This window comes from Curtobacterium sp. 'Ferrero' (genome assembly GCF_002412165.1).
In the GTDB taxonomy this organism is placed as follows: Bacteria; Actinomycetota; Actinomycetes; order Actinomycetales; family Microbacteriaceae; genus Curtobacterium.
In genome coordinates, this window is record NZ_NXIA01000016.1 from 72,523 (window position 1) to 88,503 (window position 15,981).

Here is a 15,981-nt window from a genome sequence, read left to right on the forward strand (position 1 = left end):
GCCGGTCAGTCGGCGGGACGTCGGAGCGTGAGCGCGCCGTCGTGGAGCGGCTCGGTCACCCAGGCGAACGAGGTCGCACCGGTGTCGCGGGCGACCCGGACGTGGGCGGCGTGCGGCGTCTCGACGAACCGGACCTCCACGGCGACCGTGCGACCGCCGTCGACGAGCGCTCCGCTGCCGGCCAGTGGACCGTCGACGACCCACGCCCCCTCACCCACCGGGACGTCGAGGGTGCCGCCGTCCACCTCGACCGAGAGCCGCCACGCGTCGCCCTCGCGGCGCAGCGGACCCACCGCGGCGTCGTCGGGGAGCCGCTCCCCCGCCACCGGCGGCAGTCCCAGGGAGGTGATCCGTGCCTCCAGTGCGGTGTCGGCGGCCGCGTCCGCGTCCGCGCCGTCGACGGCGGGCAGGAGGTGCTGCCAGGCCGCGTCGAGCACGGCCTGCATGTCGAGGCTCTGCCCGGTCAGCGCGAGCACGACGTCCTGCTCCGGCAGGACGACGCAGAACTGTCCGTAGGCGCCGTCGCCGCGGAACCCGTGGCGGGCCATCCAGAACTGGAAGCCGTACCCCTGGCTCCAGTCCGGGTTCTCCTCGAGCGGGTTCTCCACCTGCACCCGGGTGGCGGCGTCGACCCAGTCCTCGTCGAGGATGCGCTGGCCGTCCCACACGCCGCGCTGGAGGTACAGCTGGCCGAGCTTCGCGACCGCGTCGACCGGCGCGTAGCAGCCGCTGAAGCCGAGCTCGTTGCCCTGCTCGTCGCGCTTCCAGGCGAGGTCGGTGACGCCGAGCGGGTCGAGGAGCCGCGGGCGCAGCCAGTCGACGAGCGACCCGCCGGACACCCGGCGGACGATCTCGGCGAGCGTGTAGGTGCACGGCTGGTTGTACGCGAAGACCGTGCCGGGCTCCTCGTCGGGCGGCAGCAACAGGAAGCCCCGGACGATGTTCTTCGGGTCGATGGCCCGGGCCCGCTCCAGGGTCTCCTCGCGGTGGCCGCTCGCCATCGCCAGCACGTGCCGGACCAAGATGCGACGGCTCCGCTCGTCGGTGACCTCGGCGTCGAGCTCAGGGAAGTACGACAGCACCGTGGCGTCGAGGTCGACGAGCCCCTCGCGGACGGCGATGCCGACCCCCGCCGCGGTGAAGCTCTTGCTCAGCGAGTACAGCAGGTGCACCGACTCCGCGCGGTACGGGTCCCACGTGCCCTCCGCCGCCACCTGGCCGTGCCGGAGGAGCACGAAGGAGTGCCCCTCGACGTCGGGCGTCGACTCGAGGGCGTCGAGGAACGCGGCGACCCCGCGTGCGTCGATGCCGAGGGCGGACGGGGTGCTGCGGGGGAACGTCGTCGTCACGGGGTCGACGCTACCGGCAGGACCGCCGTCGCGTCAGCAAGCCCGCGGTCCCGTCAGCGTGCCTGAGCAGCCGGCCCCGGTCACGTGCCGCGGAACGGGTTCGTCCACCGCCACCAGATGCCCGGGTCCGGGATGGTCCGGTCCAGCTCGAGCGGGACGGTCACCGGATCGTGGTGGGACACCGTGAAGCGGACCCGCCCGACGGACTCGCCGCGCTCCCCCACCGTCACCGAGTCGAGGTGCGCCTTCGCCGACACCGTCGTCCGCCCCCACACGAGCACGTCCTGCGCCTCGGCCGCCACCGCGTCGGCACGGGATCCCCACGGGGTGCGGTACGACCCGAACGTCTGCCCCTGGTGGGTGAGCGTCACGACCTGGAAGTTGTCCGCCACCGACCGCAGGAGCCGCTGCACGTCGTCGTCGAGCGCGTCGTGGTCGACCCCGCCGAGCATCGCGCCGACGACGGTCACCTGCCGACCGCCGCGCTCGTACGTGGCCGCGAACAGCAGGCACGCGCCGGCCTCGTCGAGGGTGCCCGTCTTGATGCCCTCCACCCCGTCGAGGCCGAGCAGCTTGTTCGAGTTCTCGATCTCGCCAGCGCCCGGCACCGTCACCTGCTTGGTGCCCACGATCTCCTTGACCACGGGGTTCGCCAACGCCAGCTGGCCGAGGTCGACCAGGTCGGTCGCGGTCGACCGGTTGTGCGGGTCGAGGCCGGTCGGTTCCTGGATGCTCGTGTCGTCCAGCCCGTGCTCGTCGAGCCAGGCGCCCGCCGCCTGCCGGTAGGCGTCCATCGACCCGAAGGCCCACAGCGCCAGCGCACCGGCGTAGTTGTTCGCCGACTTCATGAGCATGACCTGGAAGGTCTGGTACTCGGACAGGCGCAGACCGGCCGGCATCGGCGCGACCTCGCCGTTCTTCGCGAGGTACTGCCCGTACAGGGCCTGCATCTGCGGCGTGAACGTGATCGTCGGACCGTCGTCCCCCCGCTGCAGCGGCTTCCGGTCGAGCACCACGAGCGCCGTCACGACCTTCGAGATGCTCGCGATCGACCGCTCGTGCTCGTCCCCGCTCGTGCGGAGGCTCTCCGGGAACCCGGTCGCCTCCACCGCCGTCGCGCCGTACCCGGGGAACCGCAGGTCCGGCACGGTCGACGTCGGTGCCGCGTACGTCGTCGTCGAGGCGCTCGCCGGTGCGAACGGCACCACGGCCGCTGCGACCAGGTAGCCCGCCACGAGGACGAGCACGGCGACGACCGAGACCGTCACGGGCCGCCGGACGGCGGAGCGGGGGCGGCGGACGACTCGTGACACAGCAGGAGAGCCTAGCCGGGAGGCCCGACCCGGCCCCGGTGGGACGCACCAGCTGTGGAGAACGCGGGTCGCGCCTCCCGACCGGCCGAGCGGACCCGGTGCGGTACGCGATGCGGCGCACCGCCCCCTTCGGACCGCCCGCCGCGCACCGCTCCGGTCAGCGCGCGCGCTGCGCGTGCGCGACCGCCCACAGGCCGACGGCGCTCGCCGCGGCCACGTTGAGCGAGTCGACGCCGTGGTGCATGGGGATCCGGACCGTCGTGTCCGCAGCCGCCACCGCGGCCGGCGTGAGGCCCTGCCCCTCGGTCCCCATCACGAGTGCGACCTTCTCCGGGACGTCCGTCACGAAGGCGTCGAGGTCGACCGAACGGTCGGTCAACGCCATCGCCGCCAGGTGGAAGCCCTCGTCGCGGAGGGCGTCACCCGCCGCCGGCCACTCGCCGATCCGGGTCCACGGCACCTGCAGCACCGTCCCCATGCTGACACGGACGCTCCGTCGGTAGAGCGGGTCGGCGCAGCGCGGGCTCACGAGCACGGCGTCGGCGCCCAGACCTGCGACGCTCCGGAACACCGCACCGACGTTCGTGTGGTCGACGACGTCCTCGAGCACGACGACGAGCCGGGCGTCCCGGACGACGTCGGCCACGCTCGGCAGCGCCGGTCGGTGCATCGCCGCGATCGCGCCGCGGTGCATCCGGAAGCCGGTGAGCTCCTCGAGCAGCGCGTCCGGTCCGACGAACACGGGGCCGTCGTGGTCGGCGACGAGCGGCAGCACACCCTCCAGCCACTTCTCCTGCACGAGGACGCTGCGGGGCACGTGCCCGGCGCGGACCGCCCGTTCGATGACGGTGTTCGACTCGGCGATGTACAGGCCGCCCTCCGGCTCCGTCACCCGGCGGAGCGCCACGTCGGTGAGCCGTGCGAAGTCGTCGAGGCGGGGATCGTCGAGGGATTCGATGCGGACGACGTGCACGGGGCTCCGTTCCAGGGTGGGAAGTGCGCCAGGGGGTCGGCTGTTGAGGGTACCGTGAACACGATGCCCCCGATCGACGAGCCCCCCGCCGCGGACGACCTCGACCGCGCCGTCGAGGTGCTCGCCGGCAAGCGGATCGCGGTGCTCTCCGGCGCCGGGCTCAGCACCGACTCGGGCATCCCCGACTACCGGGGCGCAGGACGCGTGGTACGCAAGCCGATGACCTTCCAGGAGTTCCGCTCCGACCCGGCGAAGCGGCAGCGGTACTGGGCCGGGTCGCACCTCGGGTGGCGGACGTTCGCCGCCGCCCGGCCGAACGACGGCCACCGCGCCCTCGCCGAGCTCGAGCGTGCCGGCACGGTCACCGGGGTCATCACGCAGAACGTGGACGGACTGCACCTGCGGTCCGGCTCCCGCCGCGTCGTCGAGATCCACGGCTCGATGGACCGTGCCGTCTGCCTGACGTGCGGCCAGGTCTTCTCCCGCTCGGACCTCGCGGCCACGATCGACCGCGCGAACCCCTGGATCGACGAGCCCGGTTCGGTGCAGCTGCAACCGGACGGCGACGTCGAGATCACCGACGTGGAGCGCTTCGTCGTGCCCGACTGCTCCGTGTGCGGCGGGGACCTCAAACCCGACGTGGTGTTCTTCGGCGAGTTCGTCCCCGCCGAGAAGTTCCGCGAGTCCGTGGCGATCGTCGCCGACGCCGACGCCCTCCTCGTGGTCGGGTCGTCCCTCACCGTGAACTCCGGCGTCCGCCTCGTCGACCACGCCGTCCGCCGGCGGCACCCCGTGGTGATCGTGAACCGCGGCACCACCAGGAGCGACCGCCGGGCCGCGGTGAAGATCGACGCGGGCACGACCGAGACCCTCGTGCAGCTCGCGTCCCGGCTGACCGCCCCCGACGCCGCAGCCGCCGCGACCGTCCCCGCTGTCCCGGTCGGACCCGCCGTGCCGACCCGACCTGCGGCGTCCGAACGGTGACGACCCGCCTGTCCCTCGTCCGCCACGGCGAGACCGACTGGAACCGGCAGCGCCGCATCCAGGGGTCGACCGACGTCCCCCTGAACGACACCGGCCGCGCCCAGGCCGCCGGCGCCGCCGACCTGCTCGCCCGACGCCGGTTCGACGCGGTCGTCGCCTCGCCGCTGTCCCGCGCGTTCGAGACCGGCTCGATCATCGCCGACCGACTCGGACTGCGGGTGCCGGACACCTACGCGGGCCTCGTCGAGCGGTCCTACGGCGAGGCCGAGGGGCTCACCGACGCCGAGATCCGCGTCCGCTACCCGCACGACGACGTGCCCGGCCGAGAGTCCCGGGCGGCGCTCCTCGCGCGCGTCACCGAACAGCTCGCCGAGATCGCCGTCCGTTTCGACGGCGGCTCCGTCGTCGTCGCGACCCACGGCGCCGTGATCCGGAGCGTCGTCAACGCGGCTGCACCGGGCACCGCCGACCGGCACCGCACCCCGATCCGGAACGGGTCGATCCACTCGTTCCGGTGGGACCCCGAGCGCTTCCACGCCGAACTCGTCCGCTTCGACGACCCCGTCGACGACGCCTCGGACGGGCCGGGAGGCGCGGCGTTCGCGTACCAGAACCCCCTCGAACGGCGGAGCTGACCCGGCCGTGACCCCCGCGGACTAGGCTCGCGGTCACCCCCGGGGCGCACCCCGGTGGGTGGAAAGGGGACGACGTGAGCACCGAGGGGCCCGGGTGGTCGAACAGCCCGGACGACGACCTCGACCGAGCGTTCGGTCCCGAGACGTCGTCCGTCCCGACCCGGTCTGGTGCACAGCGCGTCCGCCGCGGTGCCCTGGTGCTCGTCGGCGTCGTGGTCGCGGCCGGCGTGCTCGTCGTCGCGTTGAGCACCATCATCGGCAGCGTCCAGAGCGGGGTCGGCGGGGTGTTCCCCCAACCCGACGCCGCGCAGGCCCGGTTCGCCGCGGCAGCCGGAGCGCTCGACGGGGTCCGGTCGGTCGATGCCGGCGACACGCAGAAGACGGGCTTCGCGAGCTACGACGTGACGTCCACCGTCACGGTCGACCCGGACCTGCCGGCCGAGCAGCAGGACGCCCTCGTCGCCGACCTCAGCCGCGCCGCCGAGCGGACCGCGGGCAACGGCGTCCACGTCTACGCCGTCGCGGACCTCGGCGAGGTCGAGGTCGGGGTCTCCGCCGACCGGGACGTCACCGCACGCCGGCTCGACGTCGCACGCCAGCTGCTCGCCATCGGCGGGGTCCGCGGGGTCGAGTGCGGCTGGGGGACGGCGGACCCGACGGACGACCCCGGCTCCCAGCAGATGACCGTCCGGACGATCGGGCGCGGACAGGCCCTCGCCGCGGTGATGGCGAAGGCCTCGCACGCGGCGGAGGAGGCGTTCCCGGGCAGCACCGTGACGGCGGCTCGGCCCGAGGACTGACGCGCGCGACCGGACGACCGACACCGCGCCGTCGCGGACGTCGGCACCGTCGGGGACGGCTCAGTCCCCGTCGCTCCCCGTCCTCCCGGCGCGGTCCTCCACCGCGCGCTCGACGGCACGGACGACCTGCTCGGCCGAGTCCGCCCAGCGGAACCGTGCCGCCCGCTCGACGGAGCGCTCAGCGGCCTCGTCCCAGCGCGCCTCGAGCCGTCGGACCGCGGCCGCGACCGCGGACGGGGACCCGGGATCGAAGTACTCCGCAGCGTCCCCGCCGATCTCGCGGAAGATCGGGATGTCACTGACGACGACCGGGGTCCCGACGCCCATGGCCTCGACGAGCGGGATGCCGAAGCCCTCGTCGTGCGAGGCGGTCGCGAGCGCGGTCGCGGAGCGCAGGACGTCGAGGTACTCCTCGTCACTCGCACCGTCGTGGAACACGATCGACCCGGGCGGCGCAAGGCGGGACAGGCGCGCGCGATCGGCGTCGGACACGCGCGACATGCAGTGCAGGCGCCACTCCGCCCCGAGCAACGGCACCGCGGCGGCGAGCGTCTCGACGTTCTTGTACGGCATGAACGACCCCATGTAGACGAGGTCGCGCCGGCGCGGTCCGTCCGCCGGCCGACGCGGGGCGGGGTCGGCCGCGTTGTACGCCACCGTGACCGGACGCTTCGTGAGCCGGTGCTGCCGGATCAGCCCGGCGGTGGTCTCGGACACGGTGACGACGCCGTCGGCACCGTTCAGCAGGAAGCGCTGCGGCGCCCAGGACAGGTGGAACGCACGCCACCCGAGACGGATGGGCCACGAGAACTCCCGTGGCGGGGTGCGGTTTCGGTAGTAGATGAGGTCGTGCAGCGTGAGGACGAGGGCGTAGTGCCGGCCGCGTGACCCCATGGTCTGCATCGGCGAGAACACCGCGTCGAGCCCGAGCCGGTCGACGTGGCGGGCGACGAACGGCTCCCCCGCGTCGGTCGGTGCCGGCAGCAGCGCGTGCGGCAGTCCGGCCGGCAGCGACTCGAGCTGGCGCTCGTCGTGCACGAGCAGCGTGTAGTCGTGCCGGTCCGGCAGGTGCTGCACGACGCCGGCGGTGAACCGCGAGATGCCGTCGTGTCGGCCGATCCGCACGTACCGGCAGTCGATACCGATCCGCAAGCGGCTCACGACGCGCGCTCCGCGCCGCGGTCGGACCGGGAGGCGCGACCTGCGTCCGCCCCGTCAGGCGCCGCCGCCGCGGCCCGCTTCGAGCGAGCCCACGCCCCGCGAGGGGCGCCGGGGCGCGCTCCGGGGGCATCGTCCATCCGCCGCAACACGGCAGAGGCCGCCGCCGCCGGGGTCTCGTAGTGGACGAGGTGCCCGACGTCCGGCACCACGACGAGCTCGGCGTCGGCGAGCCGCGCCGCCAGCGCCCGCTGCTCGGGGACCGCCGTGATGTCGTCGTGCTCGGCAGCGATCATCAGCACCGGCACGTTGATGCGGGCCGCGTACTCCGCGACGTCGTGGGTCACCGAGGTTCGGAACGCCTCGAGCACGCTCCTGCGGTCGGAGAACGCCGAGAAGTACCGGTCGTGCTGGTCGTGCACCCACCGCCGCAGCTCGCGGTCGTGCGACTTGAGCATCGCGATGCTCATGACCCGGACGATGACGGGGTCGCGCAGCAGCGCGAGCCCGAGGGGCTTCGGCAGGAGGGCCCCGGCGCGGTAGTAACCGATCGCCGCGCCGGTCGCGATCGCCCGCGGGCCCTGGAGCGCCGGGGCCGCGATCGGGTTGACGAGCACGAGCAGGCGGGTCCGCAGACCGGCGGCGACGGTCGCCGCGACGACGATGGAACCGAACGAGTGCCCCAGCACGACGGTGTCCGCACCGAGGCCGAGCGCCGCGTGGAACCCGGTCAGCCACCCGACGTAGGAGTCGATGTCGGAGGTCGGCAGCGGGTCGGACACGCCGAACCCGGGCAGGTCCGGCACGATCACGCGGACGCCCTGCAGGTGCGCTGCGATGGTCTCGAGCCCGTGGTGGTCGCCGCGGAACCCGTGCACGGCCAGGACGGTGCGCGTCGCGTCCTCGGGGCCGTACACCCAGTAGTGCGTCCGTCGGCCGTCGACCTGCACGGCACGGTGCACGACCGGGGTCGCTGCCATGAGGGACTGGTACGGGGAGAGCACGGGCGGACGCATCCGGGCCAGTCTAGGGAAGGCGACCGTCGCACAAGCCCCCTTGGCGACGTGGATGTGGAGAACTCGCAGACGCGAGCGACCTGTGGAGGTGATCCGTGCCTCCAGGCCGAACGGCCGAACGGCCGACAGGCCGGCCCGTCGGCGGTCTGCACCCTTCCTGCGGACAGCGCCAGCCTGGCGGCCTAGCGTGTCCAGGGTGACGTTCACGGCCCCGATCCAGCTCCCAGGCCTGACCCTGGACCCGCAGTGGTACAAGCGCTCCGTCTTCTACGAGTGCATGATCCGCTCTTTCGTCGACTCGAACGGCGACGGCATCGGCGACATCCAGGGCGTGATCGGCAAGCTGGACTACCTGCAGTGGCTCGGCATCGACGCGATCTGGCTGCCGCCGTTCTTCCAGTCGCCGCTGCGTGACGGCGGGTACGACATCGCCGACTACAAGGCGATCCTGCCCGAGTTCGGCACCCTCGAGGACTTCCGCGAACTGGTCACCAAGGCGCACGAACGCAACATGCGCATCGTCATCGACATGGTGATCAACCACACGTCGGACCAGCACGAGTGGTTCCAGCAGTCCCGAGAGGACCCGGACGGCCCCTACGGCGACTTCTACGTCTGGCGCGACACCGACGAGCACTACGAGAACATCCGCATCATCTTCGTCGACACCGAGGAGTCGAACTGGACGTTCGACCCGGTACGCAGACAGTTCTTCTTCCACCGGTTCTTCTCGCACCAGCCGGACCTCAACTTCGAGAACCCGGCCGTGGTGGAGGCCGTGTACGACGTCGTCCGCCACTGGCTCGACATGGGCGTCGACGGGCTCCGGCTCGACGCGATCCCCTACCTGTTCGAGTCCGAGGAGGGCAACGGCGAGGGCGAGCCGGAGACCCACGAGTTCATCAAGAAGCTGCGCGCGATGGTGGACGACGAGTACCCCGGTCGGGTGCTCCTCGCCGAGGCGAACCAGTGGCCACGCGAGACCGCCGCGTTCTTCGGCACCGACGAGGAGCCCGAGTGCCACATGGCGTTCGACTTCCCGGTCATGCCGCGCATCTTCTACTCGCTGCGCGCCCAGCACGCCTCCGAGCTCAAGGCGATCCTGTCCGAGACCCTCGACGTGCCCTCGTCGGCGGCGTGGGGCGTGTTCCTCCGCAACCACGACGAGCTGACGCTGGAGATGGTCAGCGAGGAGTACCGGCAGGCCATGTACGGCTGGTACGGCTACGACCCGCGGATGCGCTCCAACATCGGCATCCGGCGGCGTCTCGCGCCCCTGCTCGACAACTCCCGCGCCGAGCTCGAACTGATCCACGCGCTGCTGTTCTCGCTCCCGGGGTCGCCGTTCCTGTACTACGGCGACGAGATCGGGATGGGCGACAACATCTGGCTGCCCGACCGCGACTCGTCCCGCACCCCGATGCAGTGGACGCCCGACCGCAACGCCGGCTTCTCCACTGCCGACCCCGGCAAGCTGTACCTGCCCGTCGTGCAGTCCCTGGTCTACAACTACGCGCAGGTCAACGTCGAGGCGCAGCTGGCGCAGTCGCGGTCGCTGCTGCACTGGGTCCGCAACGTCATCCACGTCCGGAAGGCCCACCCCGTGTTCGGCATGGGCACCCTCGACGTGCAGGACACCTCGAACGACTCGGTGTTGGCGTTCGTGCGGTCCTGGGAGGGCTCCGGGCAGCAGTTCGGGCCGCACGCCGAGGACGTCCTCTGCGTCTTCTCGTTCGCGACCAACCCGACCTCGGTGACGGTGCACGCGCCCGAGTTCGCCGGTCGGCCCCTGTACGACCTGTTCGGCGGCGGGACCTTCCCGTCGTTCGACGACGAGGGGAACGTCACCCTGACCCTCGGCACGCAGTCGTTCTTCTGGCTGCACGTCGGCGCGGCCCCGGTCGCGCCGGTGGCGGCCGTGGCGGATCCGGGTCCGGCTCCCGCCGCGGGCTGAGGGCCGACGCGCCGGCCCGTCCCGTGGGATGAGGGCCGACGCGCCGACCCGTCCTGTGGGCCGGTCTGGTCGGGGCGGTCCGTCCGGTGGGCGGGTCTGGTCGGGTCCGCCCGTCCGGTCGCTCGGACGGGAGGCACGGCGCACGTCCCGCAGGCGGGTCGCGTCGTGCGTGTCGGTGCGTCCCGTTAGCCTGGCCGCGTGACGTACTCCGCGACCGAGACCGCACCGTCCTCCGCCCTCCCGGGGGTCGGCGGCACCGGCGACGAAACCGGCGGCGACACCGGCACCGGCAGCGCGCGCGTCGCCCCGGCAGCGGTGCAGGACCTCTCCGGCCGACCGTGGTGGCACGCCCTCGGCGTGTTCGACCTCGAGACGACCGGCGTCGACGTCGAGACCGCCCGGATCGTCACGGCGCACGTCGGCCTGATCGACATGACCGGTCGCTCCATCGTCGAGGGCGCCTGGGTCGCCGACCCCGGCATCGCCATCCCCGAGGGTGCGGCCGCGGTCCACGGCTACACGACCGAGCGCGCCCAGGCCGAGGGACGCCCGGCGGGCGAGGTCGTGGCCGAGGTCATCGCTGCGGTCGAGGCGGTGTTCGCCCGCGGGATCCCGCTCGTCATCTACAACGCACCGTACGACCTCACGGTCCTCGATCGGGAGGCCCGTCGGCACGGCCTGCCCTCCCCCGTCATCGGCAACGTGGTCGACCCGCTCGTGATCGACAAGGCGCTCGACACGTACCGGAAGGGCAAGCGGACGCTCGAGGCCGCGTCAGAGCTCTACGGCGTGACGCTGTCCGACGCGCACGATGCCGGGGCGGACGCCGTTGCTGCCGGGCGGGTGGCCCAGGCGATCGCCGCGAAGTACCCGGACCAACTCGGTGTCTCGGCCGAGGAGCTCCACCGGAAACAGGTCGGCTGGTGCGCCGAGCAAGCGGCGTCGTTCCAGGAGTACATGCGGGCGAAGCGCGACGCGGCGTTCACTGCCGACGGGCGTTGGCCGCACCGCAACGGTTCGTAGCACGCGCCCGTCCCGCGGCCGTCGCAGTAAAGCCACCACCTCGCAGCGACGCCGCCACCTCGCAGCGACGCCGCCGGAACCTGGTTCCGGACACCACACCACGCTTTTCCGCGGTGCTGTGCCCGGAACCTGGTTCCGGCGCTCGAGCTGGACGCAAGCAACCGCCCGCCGACGCCGAGCGCACTCACCCCTACCAACGCCGAACGGGCGGCCCTCCCGGAGGAGGACCGCCCGTCAGGACGCGCGCGAGCTGCCTTACTTGGCGAAGCCCTTGAAGCGCTGGTTGAACTTCTCGACGCGACCGGCCGAGTCGAGGATGCGCTGCTTGCCCGTGTAGAACGGGTGCGACGCGGACGAGATCTCGACGTCGATGACCGGGTAGGTCGCACCGTCGAGCTCGATGGTCTTGTCGCTGGTCGCGGTCGAGCGCGTCAGGAACGTCTCACCGGAGGCCAGGTCGCGGAAGACGATGGCGTTGTACTCGGGGTGGATGTCGGTCTTCATGGAGATTCCTCGGTTGAGATGGTCGGACTGCGCGGATGACCAGGAGACACCTGACCGTGGGCCAGGGATCCGGAGGACACCGCGCGGGAAGTCTGCGGCGTGCGCCAGCCGTCTACGTTACCAGATCGGCCGTGCGAGCCGCTACGACGCGCGGGCGGTCCAGCGGCCGTCGTCCTCGGTGACGCTCAGGTCGATGCCGAACGCCGTCGTGAGGGTCGCGTCGGTCAGCACCTCGCGGATCGGTCCGGCCGCCTGGACGCGTCCGTCCGCCAGGATCAGGGCGTGGGTGAAGCCGGCCGGGATCTCCTCGACGTGGTGGGTCACGATGACGATGGCCGGCGAGTCGGCGCTCTGCGCGTACCCGCCGAGGGTGCGCACGAGGCTCTCGCGGGCGCCGAGGTCGAGCGACGCGGCCGGCTCGTCGAGGAACAGGACCTCGGGGTCGGTCATGACGGCGCGGGCGATCTGGACCCGCTTCTGCTCGCCGTCGCTGAGCTCCCCGAACGTGCGCTCGGTGAAGGCGCCGAGGCCCCACTCGTCGAGGACGCGCTGGGCACGCCGGACGTCGAGCTCCTCGTACTCCTCGTTCCACCGACCGGTGATCGAGTAGGCCGCGGTGAGGACGACGTCGAGGACGGTCTCGGTGACCGGGATCCGACGGGCGAGCGCGGTGGACGCGAAGCCGATGCGGGGCCGGAGCTCGAACAGGTCGGCCCCACCGAGCTCGGTGCCGAGCACCTCGACCTGTCCGGTGGTCGGGAACGACTGCGCCCCGGCGACCTGCAGCAGCGTGGTCTTGCCGGCGCCGTTCGCTCCGAGCACGACCCAGCGCTCGTCGTCCTGCACCTCCCACGTCACGGAGTCGAGGATGGTGGCCCCGTTGCGGACCACGGAGACGTCTGACAAGCGCACGACCGAGGGCATGTCCCCAGCCTACGGGGTCGGACACCGGGCCCGTGGCGCGACACCGGGATCGGTCCACGCCACGCGCCCGGGTCGGCTCAGCGACCGGCGAGCACCCGGCCGCGCACGGCCGGGGTCCGCTCAGCGCCCGGCGAGCACCTGGTCGTACACGGCGCGGGTCCGCTGCGCGATGGCGTCCCACGTGAACTCGGTCTCCACCCGCAGCCGACCCGCGCGCCCCATGAGCTTGGCGAGGCCCTCGTCGGCGAGCACCTCGTCGAGCGTCGCGGCGAGGTCGGCGACGAAGCGGTCCGGGTCGGTCGGCGTGCCGGTGCCGTCCTGCGCCTGGTCGATCGGGACGACCCGTCCGGTGAGGCCGTCCGCAACGACCTCGGGGATCCCCCCGGTCCCCGTGCCGACGACGGGGATGCCACAGGCCATGGCCTCGAGGTTGACGATGCCGAGCGGCTCGTAGATCGACGGGCAGACGAACACCGTGCCGGAGGACAGGACGTTGACGACCTCCTGGTGGGAGAGCATCCGGTCGATCCAGACCACCCCGTCGCGCTCGGAACGGAGCGACTCGACGAGCCCGGTGACCTCGGCCATGATCTCCGGTGTGTCGGGCGCGCCGGCACAGAGGACGATCTGGACGTCCGACGGCAGCGACGCCACCGCGCGGAGGAGGTACGGCAGGCCCTTCTGGCGGGTGATCCGGCCGACGAACACGACGCTGCGGCGCGTCGGGTCGATGCCGAGCGCCCGGACGGCGTCCTCGTCGACGGTCGGCTTCCACTCGTCGATGTCGATGCCGTTGTAGACGACCTGCACCCGTGCCGGATCGATCGACGGGTACGACCGCAGGATGTCCGCACGCATCGCCTTCGACACCGCGATGACGCCGTCGGCCTGCTCGAACGCCTCGCGCTCCATCCAGCTCGACAGGCGGTAGCCGCCGCCGAGCTGCTCGGCCTTCCAGGGCCGGAGCGGCTCGAGGCTGTGCGCCGTGACGACGTGCGGGATGCCGTGGGTCAGCTGCGCGATGCGGCCGGCGGCGTTGGCGTACCAGGTGTGCGAGTGCACGAGGTCGGCGCCCTCGACGTCCGCGGCGATGCGGACGTCGGTGCCGAGGGCCTGCAGCGCGCCGTTCGCGCGGTCGAGGCCGTCCGGCGTCCGGTAGCTCCAGACGTCGGCCTCGTCGCGGAAGGCCCCGAAGGCCCGGACCCGGACCTCCGTGTCCGTCCCCGACCGCAGCGCTGCGGTGAGCTCAGCCACGTGGACGCCGGCGCCGCCGTACACCTCTGGTGGGTATTCCCTGGTCAACAGATCGACTCGCACCGGTTCAACGTAACCGTTCGCGGGTCCGGACGCATACTGTGAGCGGTATGGCACCAAAGAAGGTCTTCGGCATCGTCCTCGCCGGCGGAGAGGGCAAGCGGCTCATGCCCCTCACCGCGGACCGCGCGAAACCAGCAGTCCCGTTCGGCGGCAACTTCCGGCTCATCGACTTCGCACTGTCGAACCTCGTGAACTCCGGACTCCAGAAGATCGTCGTGCTCACCCAGTACAAGTCGCACAGCCTCGACCGTCACGTCGCGGCGACGTGGCGCATGGAGGGGCTCCTCGGCTCCTACGTCGCCTCCGTCCCCGCCCAGCAGCGGCTCGGCAAGCGGTGGTTCGCCGGTTCGGCGGACGCGATCCTGCAGTCGCTGAACCTGCTGCGGGACGAACGCCCCGACATCGTCGTCGTGGTCGGGGCAGACCACGTCTACCGGATGGACTTCCACCAGATGGTGGAGGCCCACATCGCTTCCGGCCGCAGTGCCACGGTGGCAGCGATCCGCCAGCCGATCGGCCTCGCCGACCAGTTCGGCGTCATCCAGGTCGCGGACGACGACCCCACCAAGATCGACGCCTTCCTCGAGAAGCCGAAGGACGCCGTGGGGCTCGCCGACTCCCCCGGCGAGGTGCTCGCCTCGATGGGCAACTACGTCTTCGACGCCGACGCCCTCGTCGACGCGGTCCTCCGCGACGGCCAGGTGGAGACGAGCAACCACGACATGGGCGGCGACATCGTGCCGGACTTCGTCGCGCGCGGCGACGCCGGCGTGTACGACCTGCAGCGCAACGACGTCCCGGGTTCGACGGACCGCGACAAGTACTACTGGCGGGACGTGGGGACGATCGACTCGTTCTTCGACGCGCACATGGACCTCATCGCCCCCGTCCCGGTCTTCAACCTGTACAACCAGGACTGGCCGATCTTCAACCAGCAGACGAACCTGCCGCCGGCGAAGTTCGTCCGGGACGCGAACGGCAACACCGGCACGACGGTCGACTCGATCGTCTCGCTCGGCTGCCTGCTCTCGGGCGCCCAGCTCGAGCGCAGCGTCATCGGGCCGTGGTGCAGCATCGACTCGGGTGCGAAGGTCCTCGACTCGATCGTGTTCGAGCGGGCCGAGATCGGTGCCGGGGCGATCGTCAACCGGGCGATCCTCGACAAGGACGTGGTCATCGGACCGGGTGCGCAGGTCGGCGTCGACCGCGCCGCCGACGAGGCCCGCGGCTTCACGGTCACCGAGTCCGGCATCACGGTCGTCGGCAAGGGCGTGCGCGTCGACGCGTAGCGTCGCCGTCGGCACCGACGCGTAGCGTCGCCGTCGGCACCGACGCGTAGGCGTCCTGCCGGGCGNACGTCAGCCGCGCCTCCGGCTGTCGGTACCGTTGGTCCGTGCCCCGCTTCCTCGTCGTCCTCGATGCCGATTCCACCCTGCTCGAAGACGAGGTGATCGAACTCCTCGCCGACGCCGCCGGGACCCGGCCACAGGTCGCCGCGATCACGGAGCGGGCCATGCGCGGCGAGATCGACTTCGCGGCGAGCCTCCGGGAGCGTGTCGCGACCCTGGCGGGCCTCCAGGACGACGTCTTCCGGTCCGCACGGCAGGCGGTCCGGGTGACCAGCGGGGCACGTGCGTTGGTCGACGGCGTGCACGCCGCAGGCGGCACGGTCGGCGTCGTCTCCGGCGGGTTCCACGAGGTCCTGGACCCGTTCGCAGCCGACCTCGGCCTCGACCACTGCCGCGCGAACCGGCTCGAGGTGACGGACGGCATCCTGACCGGGCGCGTGCTCGGCGACGTCGTCGACGCGGCGGCGAAGGCGACCGCGCTCCGGGAGTGGGCGTCGGCCGACGGCGTCGACCCGGCGCGGACGATCGCCGTCGGCGACGGGGCGAACGACCTGGAGATGATGCGGGCCGCGGCCCTGTCAGTGGCGTTCGACGCGAAGCCGCGGGTGCGGGAGGAGGCCGACGTCGCGGTCGTCGACCGTGACCTGTCGGTGGTCCTGGCGACGCTCGGCCTGCGCGGCTG

Annotated in this window: 15 protein-coding genes; 7 read left to right on the forward strand and 8 right to left on the reverse strand. The window is 72.3% G+C overall.

The window, feature by feature from the left end; genetic code table 11:
- Positions 1 to 5 precede the first annotated feature (5 nt).
- The 3 genes from Csp2054_RS13675 to Csp2054_RS13685 form a co-directional block, all read right to left on the reverse strand.
- Positions 6 to 1,349: a serine hydrolase domain-containing protein gene (locus Csp2054_RS13675; RefSeq protein WP_096899982.1), complete on the reverse strand. Its 1,344-nt coding sequence runs from the start codon at positions 1,347 to 1,349 to the stop codon at positions 6 to 8.
- Positions 1,350 to 1,429: 80 nt separating this feature from the next.
- On the reverse strand, positions 1,430 to 2,662 hold the full coding sequence (locus Csp2054_RS13680; protein ID WP_096899984.1) for a D-alanyl-D-alanine carboxypeptidase family protein: 1,233 nt from the start codon (positions 2,660 to 2,662) through the stop codon (positions 1,430 to 1,432).
- Between the two features lie 157 nt (positions 2,663 to 2,819).
- Complete coding sequence (locus Csp2054_RS13685; protein WP_096899986.1) at positions 2,820 to 3,635, reverse strand: TrmH family RNA methyltransferase; 816 nt, start codon at positions 3,633 to 3,635, stop codon at positions 2,820 to 2,822.
- Positions 3,636 to 3,698: 63 nt separating this feature from the next.
- Between Csp2054_RS13685 and Csp2054_RS13690 the strand changes: the two genes are divergently transcribed.
- From Csp2054_RS13690 to Csp2054_RS13700, 3 genes are all read left to right on the forward strand, one after another.
- The gene (locus tag Csp2054_RS13690; protein ID WP_255252753.1) at positions 3,699 to 4,619 is read left to right on the forward strand and encodes a Sir2 family NAD-dependent protein deacetylase; all 921 of its coding nucleotides are present in this window, start codon (positions 3,699 to 3,701) and stop codon (positions 4,617 to 4,619) included.
- Positions 4,616 to 5,254, forward strand: coding sequence for a histidine phosphatase family protein (locus Csp2054_RS13695; protein WP_096899988.1), 639 nt, complete (start codon positions 4,616 to 4,618; stop codon positions 5,252 to 5,254). The genes Csp2054_RS13690 and Csp2054_RS13695 overlap by 4 nt, the downstream gene beginning before the upstream one ends.
- A 74-nt stretch (positions 5,255 to 5,328) precedes the next feature.
- Positions 5,329 to 6,054 carry a hypothetical protein gene (locus tag Csp2054_RS13700; RefSeq protein ID WP_096899990.1) on the forward strand — a complete coding sequence of 242 codons (726 nt, stop codon included), beginning with the start codon at positions 5,329 to 5,331 and terminating at the stop codon, positions 6,052 to 6,054.
- Positions 6,055 to 6,114: 60 nt separating this feature from the next.
- Here the strand turns inward: Csp2054_RS13700 and Csp2054_RS13705 are convergent, their stop codons facing one another.
- Together Csp2054_RS13705 and Csp2054_RS13710 are read right to left on the reverse strand one after the other, a co-directional pair.
- A complete protein-coding gene (locus Csp2054_RS13705; RefSeq protein ID WP_096900022.1) occupies positions 6,115 to 7,206 on the reverse strand; it encodes a glycosyltransferase family 4 protein in 1,092 nt (363 codons plus the stop codon).
- 5 nt (positions 7,207 to 7,211) lie between these two features.
- Positions 7,212 to 8,228 (reverse strand): alpha/beta fold hydrolase, encoded by a 1,017-nt coding sequence (locus Csp2054_RS13710; protein WP_096899991.1) that lies wholly within the window; start codon positions 8,226 to 8,228, stop codon positions 7,212 to 7,214.
- A gap of 196 nt (positions 8,229 to 8,424) precedes the next feature.
- Here Csp2054_RS13710 and treS point away from each other — a divergent pair, with 196 nt between their 5' ends.
- Positions 8,425 to 10,182 (forward strand): maltose alpha-D-glucosyltransferase, encoded by a 1,758-nt coding sequence (gene treS / locus Csp2054_RS13715; RefSeq protein ID WP_096899993.1) that lies wholly within the window; start codon positions 8,425 to 8,427, stop codon positions 10,180 to 10,182.
- Between the two features lie 315 nt (positions 10,183 to 10,497).
- The gene (locus Csp2054_RS13720) at positions 10,498 to 11,205 is read left to right on the forward strand and encodes a 3'-5' exonuclease (RefSeq protein WP_176491708.1); all 708 of its coding nucleotides are present in this window, start codon (positions 10,498 to 10,500) and stop codon (positions 11,203 to 11,205) included.
- 255 nt (positions 11,206 to 11,460) lie between these two features.
- Here Csp2054_RS13720 and Csp2054_RS13725 read toward each other — a convergent pair whose 3' ends face one another.
- The 3 genes from Csp2054_RS13725 to glgA form a co-directional block, all read right to left on the reverse strand.
- Positions 11,461 to 11,709 carry a type B 50S ribosomal protein L31 gene (locus tag Csp2054_RS13725; RefSeq protein ID WP_096899996.1) on the reverse strand — a complete coding sequence of 83 codons (249 nt, stop codon included), beginning with the start codon at positions 11,707 to 11,709 and terminating at the stop codon, positions 11,461 to 11,463.
- Between the two features lie 141 nt (positions 11,710 to 11,850).
- On the reverse strand, positions 11,851 to 12,633 hold the full coding sequence (locus Csp2054_RS13730; protein ID WP_096899998.1) for an ABC transporter ATP-binding protein: 783 nt from the start codon (positions 12,631 to 12,633) through the stop codon (positions 11,851 to 11,853).
- A gap of 120 nt (positions 12,634 to 12,753) precedes the next feature.
- Positions 12,754 to 13,950, reverse strand: a complete 1,197-nt coding sequence (glgA, locus tag Csp2054_RS13735; protein ID WP_096899999.1) for a glycogen synthase — start codon at positions 13,948 to 13,950, stop codon at positions 12,754 to 12,756.
- A 47-nt stretch (positions 13,951 to 13,997) separates the two neighbouring features.
- On the opposite strand from glgA, the gene Csp2054_RS13740 reads away from it, so the two are divergent.
- Positions 13,998 to 15,239: a glucose-1-phosphate adenylyltransferase gene (locus Csp2054_RS13740; RefSeq protein WP_096900001.1), complete on the forward strand. Its 1,242-nt coding sequence runs from the start codon at positions 13,998 to 14,000 to the stop codon at positions 15,237 to 15,239.
- 104 nt (positions 15,240 to 15,343) lie between these two features.
- The coding region (serB, locus tag Csp2054_RS13745) for a phosphoserine phosphatase SerB (RefSeq protein ID WP_096900002.1) at positions 15,344 to 15,981 on the forward strand (638 nt) is incomplete at its 3' end.